The organism is Algoriphagus resistens (genome assembly GCF_001442615.1).
GTDB lineage: Bacteria > Bacteroidota > Bacteroidia > Cytophagales > Cyclobacteriaceae > Algoriphagus > Algoriphagus resistens.
In genome coordinates this window covers 237767-254548 of sequence record NZ_LMXN01000004.1, presented here as the reverse complement: position 1 = coordinate 254548, position 16782 = coordinate 237767, and the positions used below count along the sequence as shown (strand labels likewise).

General features: G+C 41.8%; 15 protein-coding genes. 12 read left to right on the top strand and 3 right to left on the bottom strand.

Annotated features, from left to right (window positions below; genetic code table 11):
• Nucleotides 1-124: 124 nt before the first annotated feature.
• On the bottom strand, nt 125-346 hold the full coding sequence (locus tag AS141_RS09540) for a DUF2795 domain-containing protein (protein ID WP_024284896.1): 222 nt from the start codon (nt 344-346) through the stop codon (nt 125-127).
• Nucleotides 347-424: 78 nt separating this feature from the next.
• The gene (locus AS141_RS09535; RefSeq protein ID WP_057937624.1) at nt 425-1672 is read right to left on the bottom strand and encodes a DUF349 domain-containing protein; all 1248 of its coding nucleotides are present in this window, start codon (nt 1670-1672) and stop codon (nt 425-427) included.
• 131 nt (nt 1673-1803) lie between these two features.
• Here AS141_RS09535 and ettA point away from each other — a divergent pair, with 131 nt between their 5' ends.
• Nucleotides 1804-3483 carry an energy-dependent translational throttle protein EttA gene (gene ettA / locus AS141_RS09530; RefSeq protein WP_057937419.1) on the top strand — a complete coding sequence of 560 codons (1680 nt, stop codon included), beginning with the start codon at nt 1804-1806 and terminating at the stop codon, nt 3481-3483.
• A 4-nt stretch (nt 3484-3487) separates the two neighbouring features.
• Nucleotides 3488-3829: a hypothetical protein gene (locus tag AS141_RS09525; protein WP_157243420.1), complete on the top strand. Its 342-nt coding sequence runs from the start codon at nt 3488-3490 to the stop codon at nt 3827-3829.
• A 139-nt stretch (nt 3830-3968) separates the two neighbouring features.
• Here AS141_RS09525 and AS141_RS09520 read toward each other — a convergent pair whose 3' ends face one another.
• Nucleotides 3969-5183 (bottom strand): metallophosphoesterase, encoded by a 1215-nt coding sequence (locus tag AS141_RS09520; RefSeq protein ID WP_057937417.1) that lies wholly within the window; start codon nt 5181-5183, stop codon nt 3969-3971.
• A gap of 450 nt (nt 5184-5633) precedes the next feature.
• On the opposite strand from AS141_RS09520, the gene AS141_RS09515 reads away from it, so the two are divergent.
• From AS141_RS09515 to AS141_RS09470, 10 genes are all read left to right on the top strand, one after another.
• A complete protein-coding gene (locus AS141_RS09515; RefSeq protein WP_057937623.1) occupies nt 5634-6950 on the top strand; it encodes a pyridoxal phosphate-dependent aminotransferase in 1317 nt (438 codons plus the stop codon).
• A gap of 1057 nt (nt 6951-8007) precedes the next feature.
• The gene (rpsT, locus tag AS141_RS09510; RefSeq protein ID WP_057937416.1) at nt 8008-8262 is read left to right on the top strand and encodes a 30S ribosomal protein S20; all 255 of its coding nucleotides are present in this window, start codon (nt 8008-8010) and stop codon (nt 8260-8262) included.
• Between the two features lie 96 nt (nt 8263-8358).
• Nucleotides 8359-9054, top strand: coding sequence for a RadC family protein (radC, locus tag AS141_RS09505; protein WP_057937415.1), 696 nt, complete (start codon nt 8359-8361; stop codon nt 9052-9054).
• Nucleotides 9055-9184: 130 nt separating this feature from the next.
• Complete coding sequence (locus tag AS141_RS09500; RefSeq protein ID WP_057937414.1) at nt 9185-9802, top strand: DUF1684 domain-containing protein; 618 nt, start codon at nt 9185-9187, stop codon at nt 9800-9802.
• A gap of 119 nt (nt 9803-9921) precedes the next feature.
• Nucleotides 9922-12333, top strand: coding sequence for a phenylalanine--tRNA ligase subunit beta (gene pheT, locus AS141_RS09495; protein ID WP_057937413.1), 2412 nt, complete (start codon nt 9922-9924; stop codon nt 12331-12333).
• A gap of 2 nt (nt 12334-12335) precedes the next feature.
• On the top strand, nt 12336-12620 hold the full coding sequence (locus AS141_RS09490; RefSeq protein WP_057937412.1) for a hypothetical protein: 285 nt from the start codon (nt 12336-12338) through the stop codon (nt 12618-12620).
• Nucleotide 12621: 1 nt separating this feature from the next.
• Nucleotides 12622-12906 carry a cell division protein ZapA gene (locus AS141_RS09485; RefSeq protein ID WP_057937411.1) on the top strand — a complete coding sequence of 95 codons (285 nt, stop codon included), beginning with the start codon at nt 12622-12624 and terminating at the stop codon, nt 12904-12906.
• A 66-nt stretch (nt 12907-12972) separates the two neighbouring features.
• Complete coding sequence (gene rny, locus AS141_RS09480) at nt 12973-14538, top strand: ribonuclease Y (protein ID WP_057937410.1); 1566 nt, start codon at nt 12973-12975, stop codon at nt 14536-14538.
• A gap of 84 nt (nt 14539-14622) precedes the next feature.
• Nucleotides 14623-15363, top strand: a complete 741-nt coding sequence (locus AS141_RS09475; RefSeq protein WP_232424861.1) for a zinc-dependent peptidase — start codon at nt 14623-14625, stop codon at nt 15361-15363.
• Nucleotides 15364-15489: 126 nt separating this feature from the next.
• Entirely contained in the window at nt 15490-16629 is a 1140-nt protein-coding gene (locus AS141_RS09470; protein ID WP_082632242.1) for a glycoside hydrolase family 43 protein, read from the top strand.
• Nucleotides 16630-16782 lie beyond the last annotated feature (153 nt).

The window sequence follows — 16782 nt, the reverse complement described above, 5'->3', positions numbered from 1 at the left end:
CCGAAGATTGTGATGATTTAGGTCCAAGGTAGTGAGACTTTCAACCAGCGCTGGTTTCAGTGAACTTTCTGGTAAAACCAAATCAGACTAAAAAAGAAAGCCCTGCATCTCTCAGGGCTTAAATTTAATATTCATCTTCGTTGAAGAAGAAGTCGTCTTTGGTTGGATAATCAGGCCAAATCTCTTCGATGGTCTCGTAAGGTTCACCATCATCTTCTAATTCTTGTAGATTTTCTACTACTTCCATTGGTGCGCCGGATCGGATGGCATAATCAATTAATTCATCCTTGGTGGCTGGCCAGGGTGCGTCCTCTAGATAGGATGCTAATTCAAGTGTCCAGTACATAATGTTTATTTTAAAGGAGTTCCGGAGTTTAAGGGTTGCAAAATTATTCTTTTTTTGAAATATTCAGCGTTGTACAGACTATTTAAAAGAAAGTTGTTTTAAAATATAATTTTTCACATCAACTTTCCTCTTCACCGCGAATAATTTTTTCTTCATCATTACATCAAAATCAGCTGACTGAACGCGGAAATTCTCCGTATTGTTTTGTGCCGCTTCCAGCTCAGTCTGATCTCTTTTCAGCAAATCTTTTAATAAAGCCGTTTTTATCTGAATTTGTTCAGATTCGGGTTTTTCATCAAAGTCGGGATATTTTCCATGGACAAGTTTTTCCAGAAAAGCTTTTTCAAATACGATATCCGAGAAGAATTGGAATGATCGGACAAGCAGATTTGCCTCTCTTGGTTTGCGGGGAGGAAGTTTCCTCCATTCTTCCTGAATCGCTTTGGCTCTCCCGATAAGTTCATAGGAGGAGGGTTTTGCCGAGAGTTCTTTGATCTCTTCGGTTAAAGTCTCCACCTTCCGCATCAGTTCCCGAGGATTCATCTGAGGTCCAGTTTGGAGGGTTCTTTTATACCGTGAGAATATCCTGTTGTTCAATTTGGAGAATTCATCCCAAAGTGGCTGTCTCTTTTCCGCTGGTACCTTGCCTGCCTCTTTCCATTGGCGTTGGATTTTCTTTGAAATGTCAAAGGCAATCTTCGCATCAGGAAAATCATGCGCTTCTCTGGCCTGGACTACCAGTGCTTCATACACTTTGATGTTTTCTTCTGCCTGAAGGGCAAGACCTTCGAAGAAATGCCTCCTGTTTTCAAAGAAGTGTTGAACGATCGCATTAAATGTATTCTCTACTTCTTCTTGCAGTTCCTTTTCCACAGGACCGGTTTTTATCCAACGAAGCTTGAGTTCTTTATAAAACTCGGTGGTTTCTTTCCAGTCAGTATCATCTTTTCTCTCTTCAGCTTCTAGGATCAACCCTTTTTTTACCTCAAGATTTTTGGTACGGTTTACCTGAATAATTTCGTTGAGATATTCCTCTTGCTGGCTAAGGTCATTGATTAGCGGCTCAAAATCCCCCAATGCATCAGATTGCATCAGAGATTCTCTTAGATGGATGAGTTTCATCAGGAATGAACCTTTGTTCTGATTTTCCTGAATATCATTTTTAAGTTTGGCTACTTTCTCTTTGAGTTGTTCAAATCTTTCCTCAAAATATTTGATTGTAGAGGCCTCATCTTCTTTTACTTCACCTATTATTCTGTCTTCCTGACCCAAAAAACCCTTTAAATAGACTTTGTTTTCCTTGATATATCCATACGGATGTTCCATTGTTATACAGTAGGTTAGTTGGCGGTTTTCGATTTTCCGCAAATTAATTAATTCAAAAGCACTTATCCTAAGAAAGCGGTTTTTTTGCCATCTTTGATCTCTAGTGCAATTTTAAAGTAAAAATATAACGCATGAGCGCAGAAAAAATCATCTTTTCCATGGCAGGAGTTTCAAAAATTTATCCGCCACAGAAAAAAGTACTCAAAGATATCTACCTCTCATTTTTTTATGGAGCCAAAATCGGAGTTCTGGGTTTGAATGGTTCCGGTAAATCTTCCCTTTTGAAGATTATTGCAGGAATGGATAAGGAGTTTCAGGGAGAAGTAGTTTGGTCTCCAGGCTACACAGTGGGCATGCTGGAACAGGAACCAAAACTCGATCCCACCAAAACAGTAAAAGAAGTCGTGGAAGAGGCAGTTTCTGAAACCGTGGCCCTGCTGAAGGAATTTGAAGAAATCAATGAGAAATTCATGGATCCGGCTTTGATGGAAGATCCTGAAGCAATGAATGAGCTCATCGAGAAGCAGGGAGTGGTACAGGAGAAACTGGACGCAGCAAATGCCTGGGAGCTTGACGTGATGCTGGATAAAGCCATGGATGCGCTCAGACTGCCGCCTAGTGATGCTAACGTAGCTAACCTTTCCGGCGGGGAAAAGAGAAGAGTAGCCTTGTGCCGTCTGCTTTTACAGGAACCGGATGTGTTGCTACTTGATGAACCGACCAACCACCTGGACGCAGAATCGGTGCATTGGCTGGAGCAGCACTTGCAGAATTATAAGGGAACCGTTATTGCCGTTACCCACGACAGGTATTTCCTGGATAATGTGGCAGGGTGGATTCTGGAGTTGGATCGCGGTGAGGGCATTCCCTGGAAAGGGAATTATTCCTCTTGGCTCGATCAGAAGCAAAACCGCTTAAAGCAGGAAGAGAAAACAGAATCCAAGCGTCAGAAAACACTCGAACGGGAGTTGGAGTGGATCAGGATGACACCGAAGGCCCGTCAGGCTAAAGGGAAAGCTCGTCTGAGTGCATACGACAGATTGGTGGGAGAGGAATCTAAAGAAAGGGAAGCAAAACTTGAGCTATTCATCCCGCCGGGACCTCGCCTGGGGGCGAAGGTGATTGAAGTAAACGGAGTCTCAAAAGCCTTTGGGGATAAGCTTCTTTTCGAAAACCTGACTTTCGCTTTGCCTCAAGGCGGGATAGTCGGTGTGATCGGGCCAAACGGTGCGGGTAAGTCCACGCTTTTCAAATTGATCACAGGACAAGAGAAACCGGATGCCGGGAATTTTGAAGTCGGTGAAACGGTGCAATTAGCTTATGTGGACCAAAGCCATGATTCCCTTGACCCAAATAAGACAGTTTATCAGACGATCTCCGAAGGAAATGAACTGATGATGCTTGGCAACAAGGAAGTGAATGCACGGGCATATGTGAGTAAGTTTAACTTTGGCGGAGGTGATCAGGAGAAGAAGGTTGGGGTTCTTTCCGGTGGAGAGCGAAATAGAGTCCACTTAGCGTTGACGCTGAAAGAAGGCGGAAACCTGTTGCTTCTTGATGAGCCTACCAACGACTTGGATGTGAACACACTCCGTGCACTGGAAGAAGCTTTGGAAAACTTCGGAGGCTGTGCAGTGGTAATCTCCCACGACAGATGGTTCTTGGATAGAATCTGTACACATATTCTAGCTTTTGAAGGAGATTCTCAAGTGGTCTGGTTTGAAGGGAACTTCTCCGACTACGAAGAGAATAAGAAAAAGCGTTTGGGCGATGTGGAGCCGAAGCGGATCCGGTATAAGAATTTGAAATAAACGTTTGGGCCTTCAAGACCTCGAAGGTTTGTTAATAATGCTAAAGCCTTCTTCAAGCCTGTATACGGACTTGGAGGAGGCTTTTATTTTTTATAGGTTCAGTTCAATGAGGCGGTTTTTAATCTTGTTTGCTCCAACTTTTTTCCTGATTGTTTCAGGATGTAATCAGGAAATTAAAGAACCCCAGGATCTCAACCTCCAAGAAATACTTGTAGATATAAAGAATCCCAGGTCTTTAAAAATGCCTCAACTATTTGATACCTGCTATATCATTACTTTGGATGATAGAGAATTTATAGGCTTAGTAGATATGGTAGACTTTGATGAAGACCATCTTCTGATTTAAAGACATAAGGAATTTAAAGAGATAATCATCCCCGAAGAATTTCTTTCCAGGGAAAAGCATTTTTTCGCCCTAAAAAAAAGCTTACCGGTTAGGCGCTGTCTTATAGGCAACACGGATTACAAATTCCGACCAGCCAATACTACTTCCTTTTCAGTGTTAGCACCGTAATCTCCGGCCAAATACCCACCCTCCCAGGAAAGGCCAAAAATCCAAATCCACGGTTGACATGTAAGTACCGGCCAAGTTCTTCATACAGTCCAGCCCATTTAGGATAGCGAAGTGAGGCAGGGCTCCATTTGACAAAACCGGGGATCTCTATCCCAAACTGCATCCCATGGGTATGACCACTCAAAGTCAAATGGATAAATTGGGAGAAATTTTTTACCTGTTCATCAAAGTGGGACGGGTCGTGGCTCATCAATATTTTAAAACTTTCATCGCTCAGGTTTGCAGCAGCTTTTTTGAGGTCTCCATATTGCCCAAATCCCTTTCCCCAATTCTCCACTCCGATCAGAATTATGCTTGCTTCCGCTTTTCTGAGTTCCACGCTTTCATTGCGTAAGAGCTGAAATCCAAGTTCTTTTTGGATTTCATATAGACGCTGCATATTAGCTTCTTTGGCTTCCTTGCTGGGCCAAGCAACATAATCCCCATAGTCATGATTTCCTAGGATGGAGTATTTTCCCATTGGAGCTTTTAACTTTTTGAAAGTATCTATCCAAGGCTCCATTTCTTTCGCTTGGTTATTAACCAAATCACCTGTAAATAGGATAACATCGGATGCTTGCTTGTTGATCAGCTCAATGCCATAGTCCAGTTTCTTTTTGTTGTCAAAACTCCCGGAGTGTATATCTGAAATCTGAGTGATCGTAAATCCGTCAAATTCCTCGGGCAGGTCATCATACTCCAGCGTATGGTTCACGACACGGTAGCGGTATTTTCCTATTAACACTCCGTGCAGGATTCCCAGAAAAGGAATTGCGGATAATGCTAAAGCGGCTTGGCTTACAAATTTTCTGCGATCCGGAAGAAAATCGCCTTCCTGATTGCCCGCGACAGAATAAAATATCCCTGAAAGAAAGCGCAAGATATCTTCTCCAAACATGAAACCAAGAACGATGAGCTTTGGAATCAGGGACAATACCAATAGGGAAATCATTCTTCCAAAGTTCAGACTGAGATTACCACGGCTGAAGGTCAGAAAACCATAGACTACAAACAGGTATACGGAAATAGAAAAGACCCAAAATCCAATCTTAATCCAGCTTTGCTGGGGAAATACCGTTTTGAAAGCTTGATAGGAATACCAGTCAATAAGGAATATGGAGATTAGGAGGAGAAGAATGCGGGCCACTAGCGTAGGATTTTTTTAAAGTAAGTACTGTTCACTTGAAATTCTACTGAAAATGAGTAAATATTTTAAGCTTACAATCTAAAAGTTCGCATCGAGATCACGCTTTTCAAATGACTTTTACGTAGCACTTGGATCTCTTTGCAATTCTTGGTGGGCTTCTTGCATTAGCTATTTATAGTAGGAGTGCTGACTTTTTTTTGCAAGCACACCATTACGAAGAGATAAAAAAACGCTCTTGATTTTTGTCACAAAGCCAAGGTAAATTATCTTACTATTGTCACAAAGTCAGGGCATTTTTCATCAAATCTTGTGACAAAGTAAAGGCAAATTAAATTTGGCGGTCTTTTATCCTAGGTAGAAAAATTCAGTATTTCAATGCTAGGAGATAGTTTCCTTTCTCTTTTTTGTTTCTTTGTGCCTGAAATAGTTGGAAGTCAGCCTAACAAACCTATGAGACAGTTACTCCTCAGACCCGGAGCAGAAGAATTATCCTATGAAATTCGTGGAATCGTTAAAAAAGCGCGCCAAGTCGAAGCGTTAGGCTACACCATGACCTGGGAAAATATAGGGGACCCTATTCAGAAAAGCAACCATGTGCCGGAATGGATGAAGGAAATCATTTCCGATCTGCTGAAGGAGGATAAGACCTATGGATATGCCGACTCTAAAGGCGTGCTGGAAACACGTAAGTTTCTCGCTGGCCTTACCAATGAAAGAGGTGGAGCACAGATCACTGCAGAAGATATCCTGTTCTTTAATGGGCTTGGTGATGCCATCGCCAAACTATACCAATTTCTGATTCCCACCGCTAGGATTATAGGTCCATCTCCTGCATATAGTACACATAGTTCCGCAGAAGCTGCCCATGCAAATGCTGCCCCGATTACCTATAAGCTTGATCCCGATAACCAATGGCTTCCGGATATGGAGGACTTGTATTTGAAGGTTCGGTACAATCCATCAATAGTCGGAATCTTGATTATCAATCCGGATAACCCGACGGGAATGGTGTATCCTAGAGAAGTGTTGGAAGCTTTTGTGAAAATCGCAGAGGAATTTAATCTACTTCTGATTACCGATGAGATTTATCAAAATATCACCTATAATGGGATTACAGCAGTTCCATTGGCAGATGTAATCGGCAATAGACCTGCGATTTCGTTGAAGGGAATCTCCAAAGAATTTCCTTGGCCAGGTTCACGCTGTGGTTGGATGGAATTTTATAATAGAGAATCTTCAAAGGAGTTTTCAAAGCTTTGCCAGACTTTGGAAAATGCCAAAATGATCGAAGTTTGCTCTACTATTTTGCCACAGCTAGCAATCCCTAAGATCATGAAGCATCCTGCTTATTTCAAGTATAGACAAGAAGCAAATGCCCAGATCGGAAAAAGAAGCGACTGGATGCGGGAGATATTGGGAGATATTCCCGGAATCAAGTTCAACCCAACTCAAGGTGCGTTTTATAATACCATTGTATTTGATGAAGGCGTATTAAAGGAAGACCAGTTTCTACCAATAGATGATGAGAAACTGAAAGGTTTATTGGATTCTTGGCTGGAGGAAAAGGACATGCCTTTGGACAAGAGATTTGTTTATAATTTACTGGCGGCTGAGCAGATCTGCGTCGTGCCGATTTCTTCGTTTTGCTCCGATTTGAGAGGCTTTCGTGTGACGCTTTTGGAGGAAAATGAGGAGGTGTTTAAGAATACGTTTAGGAGACTTGGGAGTGCGATTGAAAGTTATTTGAAGTCAGAAGTGGTAGTTTAGGTTCAGTGTAGTTGACCACAAAATGTTCAGGTTATTGGCATAAGTTCGAAGACTGCCATTCAAGCCTAAAATTAGAGGTCTGGCGACTTCATTACGATAGGTCCGAGTCATGAGACCCGAACCAATAAGAGGCTTTGAACCAAAGTGTTTGCCACTGAACACTGCCTGTTAATTGGCATATTCTCTTGTCCTAATCTTAGAGTCATTACTGGAAGCGGATAAATCCGGCTGTCAGGCATTTACCCAGGAGATAAACCAAAAATCTGCTGTCATCTTGATGGATTTCTTCATTTGACAGTCAAGAGCAAGAGCATGAGCTTCTGGGAATTCACGCGAATAAACACGGGCGCTCAGGCTGTTCCGTTCTTCATACCTGATTTTTTTTCGGTAGAAAAATTTTGCGGTATATAGCGGGGAATCATCTTTGTAATGCCTAAGAGAGCAGAAAGTCTCAAATGTTTTTGAATTCGAAGGCCTTTTGTAACATTCAGTAAGGGTGAAATAAACCGACCATAGGCTGAGTCCATTTGCTCTTAAATTATCCTTAGAAAATTTTCTAGTGCTTTACACCAGTTTTTAGCAAGATCTGAAGTGCTGAAACTCCATAATAATCGAAATCGATGAAATATTTCCCCCTCACTTTTGACTGCCTCTCTTCTTCGGTCGGGGGTTCAAAACGTTTTAGGTAATGTGTTGGATATGAGGTTTATAAAATCCAATCATTTCTTCGGGAAGTGAAAAAACCGCAAGCTGAATAATCAACCCATGAGTTAAAAAAAAATCCAGTAATCTGTAGGGTCGGAAATAAAAAAAGATAAAATATCCAGATCGGAAAAATTTTCATACTTAAAAATAATCAAAATCTTTAGCAGTGAAATGGGAAGATAAAAGGTATATTTGCAGAAATAAGGGGGTGTAAGGCTGTATTGTAGAATTCAAAGAACACTGATCACCATAGGAATGTTTAAATTTCCTTTGGCAGTATTAATAAATTACAATAACTTTGCACTCCGATTCGGAATAGGGACACGTAAAGAAATCCAATTAATATCAAGATATGGCAAATCACAAATCAGCTCTGAAGAGAATTCGTGCAAACGAGGCTAAGCGTTTGAGAAACAGATATCAGGCTAAAACAACTAGGACTTTCATCAAAAGATTGAAAGCAACTACAGATAAAGTAGAGGCTTCTGAGCTTTACAAAAAAGTATCTTCTATGTTGGACAAGTTGGCTAAGAAGAATGTGATTCACAAAAACAACGCAAGCAACAAAAAATCAAGATTGGCCAAGTTCGTTTCCGCACTAGGTTAATCCCAAAAGATTTTATTTCTCTAAAACCCTGCTGGACAGGGTTTTTTTTGTGCCAGGAAGTAATTAAATTCATTGATCACTTTTTAATTGATCATTATGGATAGTTATACTTCTATAAAAATCTCCCAACTCGCCGAAGAGGATAGACCGCGTGAAAAACTTCTCCTCAAAGGTAAATTAGCTTTATCAGATGCCGAACTGATAGCAATATTGATCGGCTCGGGTACACCTTCAGTGAGTGCGGTAGATTTGTCCAAGCATATTCTTGCCGATGTAAATTATGATCTGCGAAGCCTGGCAAAACTATCCATTCAAGATCTTAAAAAATTCAAGGGGATAGGAGAGGCCAAAGCCATATCTATCATTGCGGCAATGGAGCTTGGCCGAAGAAGAAAGGATTCAGTGCAAGTGAGCAAGCCTCGTATCACTTGCTCCCAGGATATATACAATCTGATGAGACCCGAATTGCTCGATGAGCAAGTGGAACATTTTTACTTGATTTTACTAAATAGAGGTAATCAGATTTTAAAAAAACATCTGGTTTCCCAAGGTGGTACTGCTGGGACAGTTGTGGATACCAAGATTGTATTCAAAATAGCTCTAGAACATCTCGCTCAGTCGATTATACTTGTTCACAACCATCCAAGTGGTAATCTAAGTCCTTCAGATCAGGACAAGCGGCTCACTCAGCGCTTGGTCAAAGTAGGCAGGGAATTGGATTTGCCGGTACTTGATCATGTGATTTTTACAGATAGTGGCTACTTTAGCTTCGCAGATGAGGCCATTCTTTGAGGTTATTAATCGAACCTTCTTACCAGAGAAGAATGACTTAAACTTCTCAGAGCAGTGGTTATTGAACTTGGAATTCCCTTGTTGACGAAAGGCGAACTTATGGTCTTTGGAAGACAATTTTAAACAAAACATGAAAAACAATACGATTATACTTCTGATTATCGCCGTGGTGGTTTTTGCTGCGGTTGTTTATACGCTCACAGGGTCGGAAAGTCCTGAAGATTACATTGAAAGGATTGAGAATGAGCGTGAAAAGCAGTTTAAATTTATACGGTTCAACTTTGAGTCGCCTCTTACAGAGGAGCAGAAGTTGTCCTTTACCAAATTAAACTTTTATCCTATTGATCCTGCATATAAGGTCAAGGCCAGACTTCTTCCCATCGAAGAAAGGAAAGTGAGAGAAGTGCCGCTTACAGATGGAACCAAGGAAAAGTACATTGAGCATTCATGGGCAGAGTTTGAACTAAATGGGAAAACGGAGAAACTATTGCTCCTTCAAGCAGTTAGTGAACCTGATAAACGGAATTTCTTTTTGGCTTTTGCAGATGAAACAAGCGCAGGCGAGACCTACGGTGGAGGTAGATATATCAACGCACGACAAGATGGGAAAAATAGCATAACCATTGATTTTAATCTGGCCTACAATCCCTATTGTGCTTATAATCCGGATTATGGCTGCCCACTTCCCCCAAAGGAGAATCTATTGGATATTCCTATTCCTGTAGGAGAGAAAAATTACGGCAAATAGCCTTTCTGCCTAGCTCAAATCTCTTAAATTTGCATGCAAATATTGAATAAAATGGGGTTTTCGAACCCCTTTTGTTTATCATGCAAATCAATGTTGATTTGCTTTATTATGAATTATAGATGAAAATCTCAATAAATCGATTAAAAAAATACATTCCCCATACCGAATCAACGGAGGAGATAGGGGCATTGTTGACTCAGTCCGGCTTGGAAGTGGAGGGCATAGAGGAGTTCATCTCTGTCAGAGGAGGTTTGGAAGGTATTGTGATAGGAGAGGTACTGACTTGCGAGAAGCATCCGAATGCAGATAAACTGAGCATTACCACCGTCGATATCGGAACCGGAATTTCTCCGATTGTCTGCGGAGCGCCCAATGTGGCCAAGGGGCAGAAAGTGTTGGTTGCCACTGTAGGGGCTACACTTTATCCATCCGAAGGCGACTCTTTCCAGATCAAAAAAGCAAAAATCAGGGGAGAAGTCTCAGAAGGAATGATTTGCGCGGAGGATGAGTTGGGACTTGGCTCTAGCCATGCAGGAATTATGGTTTTGGATACTGACCTTCCTAATGGCGCTGCCGCGTCGGAATTTATCGAAATAACTCAAGACCAGATTTTGGAAATCGGTCTGACACCAAATCGGGCTGATGCCGCATCCCATTTGGGGGTAGCACGTGACTTGAAAGCCCTTTTGGGAAGGGAGTTGGAGATCGATTCTGCTCCTGAATTGAAAATAGAAGCTTCCGGTCCTGTTATTCAGGTTGAAGTAGAGGACATTGCCGATTGCCCGCGATATGCAGGAGTGGTGATCACAGGCTTGAAGGTTGGGCCTTCTCCCACCTGGCTTCAGAATTTCCTGAAAGCACTGGATTTGGAGCCGATCAATAACGTGGTGGATATCACCAATTTCATTTTGCATGATCTTGGACAACCGCTTCATGCTTTTGACGCAGGGAAGATTTCCGGAGGGAAAATTAGTGTAGGAAAACTTCCAAAGGATACAAAATTTGTAACGTTGGACGGAAAGGAACGCAAGCTTTCTGGTGAGGAATTAATGATCAAAGACACTAACGGAGGGCTTTGCATCGCCGGTGTTTTTGGAGGAATCAATTCTGGTGTATCCGAGAGTACAACTTCCATTTTCCTGGAGTCAGCATATTTCTCTCCTGATATTGTAAGAAAAGGAAGTCAGTTTCACGGCCTGAAGACGGATGCATCCTTCCGCTTTGAACGTGGTACAGATCCTAATATGCCTGTTTATGCACTGAAAATGGCGGTGAAACTTTTGCAGGAAATAGCTGGCGGTAAAGTGAGTTCTGAACTGGTAGATAGTTACCCTGAGCCAGTGGAAGATTTTGTGATTGAGGTGGATTATGGTCACATCAATCGCCTGATCGGAAAGAAAATCGATCCTTCCCAGGTAAAATCTATATTGGAGAGTCTGGATATCACAGTATCGAATGAAACCTCTGAAGGCTTCACTGCTACGGCGAAACCATACCGTGTAGATGTGACGCGTGAAGCAGATATTATTGAGGAAATATTGAGAATATACGGCTTCCACAACGTGGAGCTATCTGAGAACCTCAGAACGGATTATCTTGCAGAGCATCCAGGAAAAGATCTGAATAAATTGCAGTATCGCTTGACTGAGATTTTGACAGGTCAGGGCTATTTCGAGATGATCACAAACAGCCTGACAAAGTCAATCTATGCGGAGAAATCTGGCTTCCTAGATCCAAAAAGCAGCGTTGTCATTTACAATAAACTAAGCGAAGATCTGGACGTGATGCGTCAGAGTTTGCTTTATTCCGGGTTGGAGGTTTTGGCAAGAAATATCAACAGACGTCAGGCGGATTTGAAATACTTCGAATTTGGAACCGTTTATCATAAGTCAGAAGAAGGGTATTCTGAAAGCAGAAGATTGTCCCTTTTCCTTACAGGTAAGAAGACATCCGAAAGCTGGCTGGAACCCTCCAAGGGATTTGCATTTGCTGACATCTACGCTACTGTAGAAGGAATACTGGAGAAGTTGAACGTACCCTCAGGTGAACTTTCTATGGTGGAGACAGTTCCTTTTGCCTATGGGTTGAAGATTATGCTCGGTCAGAAGGAACTCGCTACGATCGGTTTGCTGGATGATAAGATCTTGAAGCAGGCAGAAGTACGACAAGAGGTATGGTATGCAGATCTAAACTGGGATTTGCTTTGCAAAAAAGCAGCAGGGTTGAAGAAGGTTGAAGAAATTTCAAAATTCCCTGAAGTCCGTAGAGATCTTTCCCTGGTAATTGACAAAAATGTGAGTTATGATCAGGTAAAATCAGTCGCTACGAAATTTGGAGGAAAATTATTAAAAAGAATTGGAGTTTTTGATGTGTACCAAGGAGACAAAATTGATGCGGGCAAAAAGGCTTATGCATTAAGTTTTCACCTACAGGATCAGGAAAATACATTGACTGATAAGGTAATTGACAAAACTATGAGTAAATTGATCCAAGCCTTTGAGAAAGAGGTAGGTGCTTTGATAAGAACATAGAAATGATTCAAGAGGAACTGCAAAAATTAGAGAAACTAGCCCACCAAGCTAGCAGTAAATTGCTTGAGATAAGCGAAGAGAATAGGCAATTGAAACAAAAATTATCCGAAGTAAGTAGTGCTTTGGATAAAAAAGAGCAGGAAATCGAACATTTTAAAAATAAAATTAAAATTAGTAACATTGTGGACAACCAACCGGTGAATCCGGAACAGTCAACTGAAATGAGTGACCTAATCAATAATTATATACAAGAAATCGATCATTTAATTACCTACTTATCTGAGTGATATGGAGACACTTGCCATCAGGTTAAAAATAGGAGATAGAGAATATCCTATGCGCGTGAAGATCGAGGACGAGTCCAAAATCCGTCATGCTGGCAAGCTGATTAATGAAAAATTGCGTAAGTATAAAGAGGAATACGGACTGGATGATCACCAGGATTTGCTGGCTATGGTAGCTTTTGATTGCATGGTGGAATCATTGGAAACCAACCAGGTTAATACGGAAGATTCAGAGCATATTAAATCCAGTATTTCTCACATCAATGCCTTGCTGACAAAGGCTTTGTAATTATTTAAAACACCAAATTCAGAAGATTTTTCAGATTCCCCAGGTTTAATTATATCCAAAATACCTATGGGAGAAATACTATATATTGTCCTCGCAGCCCTAGTTGGGACTGGTGCAGGGGCCGCTATTGCCGGCGCATTAATAAAAAATAAAAACGCAAAGCTGGAGGAAGAAACCCGTGAGCGGGTGAAATCCATGCTTCGCGAAGCGGAAATCAATGCAGAATCTATCAAGAAAGACCGGATTCTGGAAGCAAAAGAAAAGTATCTCAAGCTGAAAGCTGAGTTTGATGAGGAGATGAGTAATAAGAAGAATATTATCATCACCAATGAAAATAAGGTAAAGCAGCGCGAGCAGCAAGTCTCCAAAGAATTGGAGCAAGTGAAGAGAAAAGAAGCGGAATTGGATAGCAAATCTGAGAATCTGAACGCTCAGCTTCACTCGCTAAAAGTTAAAAAAGAGGAACTGGACCGAGTAACGAACCAGCGAATTGCGGACTTGGAAAAAGTCGCAAATCTTACCCGTGAAGAAGCACGTGATCAGTTGGTAACTATGTTGACTGAGGAGGCCAATTCGAGGGCATCTTCTCAGATTAAAGATATTCTCGACGAAGCAAAGCTTACAGCTACAAAACAGGCGAAGAAGATCGTGTTGGACACCATCCAACGTACGGCTACCGAGCATGCCGTAGAAAACTGTGTCTCTGTATTCAATATTGAAAGTGATGACATCAAAGGTAAAATCATCGGTAGGGAAGGTAGAAACATCCGTGCGCTCGAAGCTGCCACAGGGGTTGAGATTGTAGTGGATGATACGCCAGAAGCAATCATTATTTCCGGTTTTGATCCGGTGAGAAGAGAAGTGGCTAGGCTTTCACTTCATAGATTGGTTCAGGATGGACGTATCCACCCGGCACGGATCGAGGAAGTAGTAGCCAAAACCGAAAAGAACATCGAAGAGGAAATCGTAGAAATAGGGGAGAGGACATGTATAGACCTGGGGATCCACGGACTTCATCCTGAGTTGATCAGGATGGTGGGACGTATGAGGTATAGATCTTCCTACGGGCAGAACCTGCTACAGCACTCCAGAGAAGTAGCAAAGCTTTGCGCTACAATGGCGGCCGAAATGGGGCTGAATGCCAAAATGGCTAAACGGGCTGGCTTACTGCATGATATCGGTAAAGTATGGCATGAAGAGCAAGAACTTCCCCATGCAGTATTGGGTATGGAACTAGCCAAGCGCTACAAGGAACATCCAGAAATCTGTAATGCCATCGGAGCTCACCATGATGAAATCGAAATGACTTCCATGATCTCCCCGATTGTACAGGCTTCAGATGCAATATCCGGCGCAAGACCAGGTGCAAGACGTGAGGTGATGGATAGTTACATCAAGCGCCTGAAAGATCTGGAAGAACTTGCATTGAGCTTTGACGGAGTGAATAAATGCTTCGCCATGCAGGCGGGCCGCGAACTCCGCGTACTGGTGGATGCGGACAATGTAGATGATTCTACGGCTGGTAAACTTTCCTTTGATATTTCCCAGAAAATCGAGAAGGAAATGCAATATCCGGGACAGATCAAAATTACGGTAATCAGAGAAATGAGAGCGGTTAATTACGCAAGATGATTTTTAGTTTGTTCGATAGTAAAAAGGCAGATATCTTCGGGTTTCTGCCTTTTTATTTAGATGTCTATGTTATCGGTTTATAGGATGAATAGTTTTTCGGGCTTGATCGAAGAGCTTAAAATAATGTTTGGAAAGATTCGACTGACCGAACAGGAAATACAAATCCTTGAACTTAAGTTTAAATACTATGCACGGCTTTCGGATAAGCACAAAAGTGAATTCAGAGAAAAGCTCCGGATTATTCTCACTACCAAATCGTTCATAGGCAGGGCCGGCATGAGAGTTGTTACGCCTGAGATGAAATTGCTCATTGGAGCGACCATTGTCATGGTGACTTTTGGTTGGAAAGATTTACGGTTGCCCCACTTCAATAAAATATTGATTTACCCGGACACCTATTATAGTACTATTTCCAAGCAATATCATCGGGGAGAGGTCAACCCCTTGCATGGGATCATTGTGATGTCCTGGAGTTGTTTTTTACAAGGGTTCGAAAGTGAAAATGACGGAATAAATCTCGGTATTCATGAAGTCGCGCACGCGTTGAAACTCGAAAACCATATTCACTACAACGGAGAAAGCGAGTTTTTCACGCCGGATGTCTATAGATCCTTTCAGCGGTTGTCATTTGAGGAAATAGAAAAGATTAATGCAGGAAGCTTGACTGTTTTTAGAGCAAATGCCGGTTTAAACGGTGATGAGTTTTTTGCAATAGCTTTGGAAACTTTCTTTGAAAAGCCCCATGAATTTTTTGATTATAATTCCGAGCTATATGGTACGCTGGTGCGGCTTATGCGTCAGGATCCACGAGTCTGGATAAGGTGAACTGTGGACTATTAGGCGCTGTAGCCGAATGATTAGTTTTTAGAAACATTCTAATACGCAAAGTCCAGGGATTATATCAAAAGAATGTATTTTGCCAGCTTGAAAGTTATATAATGTAATTCGTATATGAGAACTCTGCTTAACAACCTGTGGATTATTTTGGCTTTTTTGATTGGATTGGAATCCTGTGGAATGAAGAACAAGAAGCAAGGAGATTTATCCGCCAGTCCAGACCGGGAAACATACACCAATCCTTTGGATGTGGAGTTTGGAGATCCGTTTATTTTAACTGATGGGGGTGGGAAATACTTTATGTACGGAACAGGCGGGGGGGCTAAAGACGGCTTTGCTGCATATTCTTCAAACAACCTGGTAGATTGGGAATTTGAGGGGCAAGTATATCAGGGAAACACAGAAGAAAGCTGGGCCAGCAAGTTCTTTTGGGCACCGGAAGTATATAAAATCGAGGACAACTATTACATGTTCTTCAGTGCTCAATGGAAAGTCAATCCAACTAACGAAGAGGAGAATTTCATGATTGGTGTGGCGAAATCCGATAGCCCTACCGGCCCTTTTATTGAGATGTATGACAAACCGGTTTTTGATCCTGGATATCCAATTATCGATGCAAATGTGTATCAGGAAGACGGGAAATATTACCTCTATTATTCCCGGGCCTGCTATAAGCACCCCGTGGAAAGTGAAGTGGCGGATTGGGCAAAAGAGAAAGACTGGTATGATGAGATAGAGGAAAGCTGGGTTTATGGAGTTGAGCTAAAACGTGATTTCTCAGGAGTAATTGGAGAACCTGTATTATGCCTTCGTCCGCCTGTCAAAATGGACGATGCCCAGGCTGAATGGGAAAGCAGATCAGTGACCAAGAAAGAAATCAATAGAAGATGGACAGAGGGTTCTGTAATTTTTAAGCATGAAGACATTTACTATATGATGTATTCAAGCAACTACTACGCCGGTGAAAATTATGCTGTAGGTTACGCAACTTCCAAAAGTCCTCTTGGGCCTTTCACCAAAGCCTCCAATAATCCTGTTTTGGAGCTTAACACCCACCAAGGGGGAGAAGTGACGGGTACGGGGCATAACAATGTCTTATTTATGGAGAATGGGGATATGTATTGCGTGTATCACGGACGAACGAAAGAATCAGGTCAAGAGCGGGTGGTGTTTTTGGATAAAATGGAAATCAAGCCTGATGGTACTTTGGTTGTTCATGGACCGACCACTACACCTCAGGCAATGCCACTCTAAATAGAGCCTGCTAAAATACATCAGCATAGATTAAAGGCATGCCTTAGACTTTTTCAGCAAGCCCTAAATACTGCTGAGAAAGGTCTAAATGTATAAAGGGAAGCAGTAGTATCTAGTGCATCCCTTTCTTTTTGAATTAAGAATTTTCAGAGT

What these genes read in the sequence shown, in the direction of transcription:
- pheT (WP_057937413.1), top strand. Translation starts at nt 9,922, where the DNA reads ATGAAAATCTCAATAAATCGATTAAAAAAATACATTCCCCATACCGAA.
- AS141_RS09485 (WP_057937411.1), top strand. Translation starts at nt 12,622, where the DNA reads ATGGAGACACTTGCCATCAGGTTAAAAATAGGAGATAGAGAATATCCT.
- ettA (WP_057937419.1), top strand. Translation starts at nt 1,804, where the DNA reads ATGAGCGCAGAAAAAATCATCTTTTCCATGGCAGGAGTTTCAAAAATT.
- AS141_RS09535 (WP_057937624.1), bottom strand. Translation starts at nt 1,672, where the DNA reads ATGGAACATCCGTATGGATATATCAAGGAAAACAAAGTCTATTTAAAG.
- rny (WP_057937410.1), top strand. Translation starts at nt 12,973, where the DNA reads ATGGGAGAAATACTATATATTGTCCTCGCAGCCCTAGTTGGGACTGGT.
- rpsT (WP_057937416.1), top strand. Translation starts at nt 8,008, where the DNA reads ATGGCAAATCACAAATCAGCTCTGAAGAGAATTCGTGCAAACGAGGCT.
- radC (WP_057937415.1), top strand. Translation starts at nt 8,359, where the DNA reads ATGGATAGTTATACTTCTATAAAAATCTCCCAACTCGCCGAAGAGGAT.
- AS141_RS09515 (WP_057937623.1), top strand. Translation starts at nt 5,634, where the DNA reads ATGAGACAGTTACTCCTCAGACCCGGAGCAGAAGAATTATCCTATGAA.
- AS141_RS09490 (WP_057937412.1), top strand. Translation starts at nt 12,336, where the DNA reads ATGATTCAAGAGGAACTGCAAAAATTAGAGAAACTAGCCCACCAAGCT.
- AS141_RS09540 (WP_024284896.1), bottom strand. Translation starts at nt 346, where the DNA reads ATGTACTGGACACTTGAATTAGCATCCTATCTAGAGGACGCACCCTGG.
- AS141_RS09500 (WP_057937414.1), top strand. Translation starts at nt 9,185, where the DNA reads ATGAAAAACAATACGATTATACTTCTGATTATCGCCGTGGTGGTTTTT.
- AS141_RS09470 (WP_082632242.1), top strand. Translation starts at nt 15,490, where the DNA reads ATGAGAACTCTGCTTAACAACCTGTGGATTATTTTGGCTTTTTTGATT.
- AS141_RS09475 (WP_232424861.1), top strand. Translation starts at nt 14,623, where the DNA reads ATGAATAGTTTTTCGGGCTTGATCGAAGAGCTTAAAATAATGTTTGGA.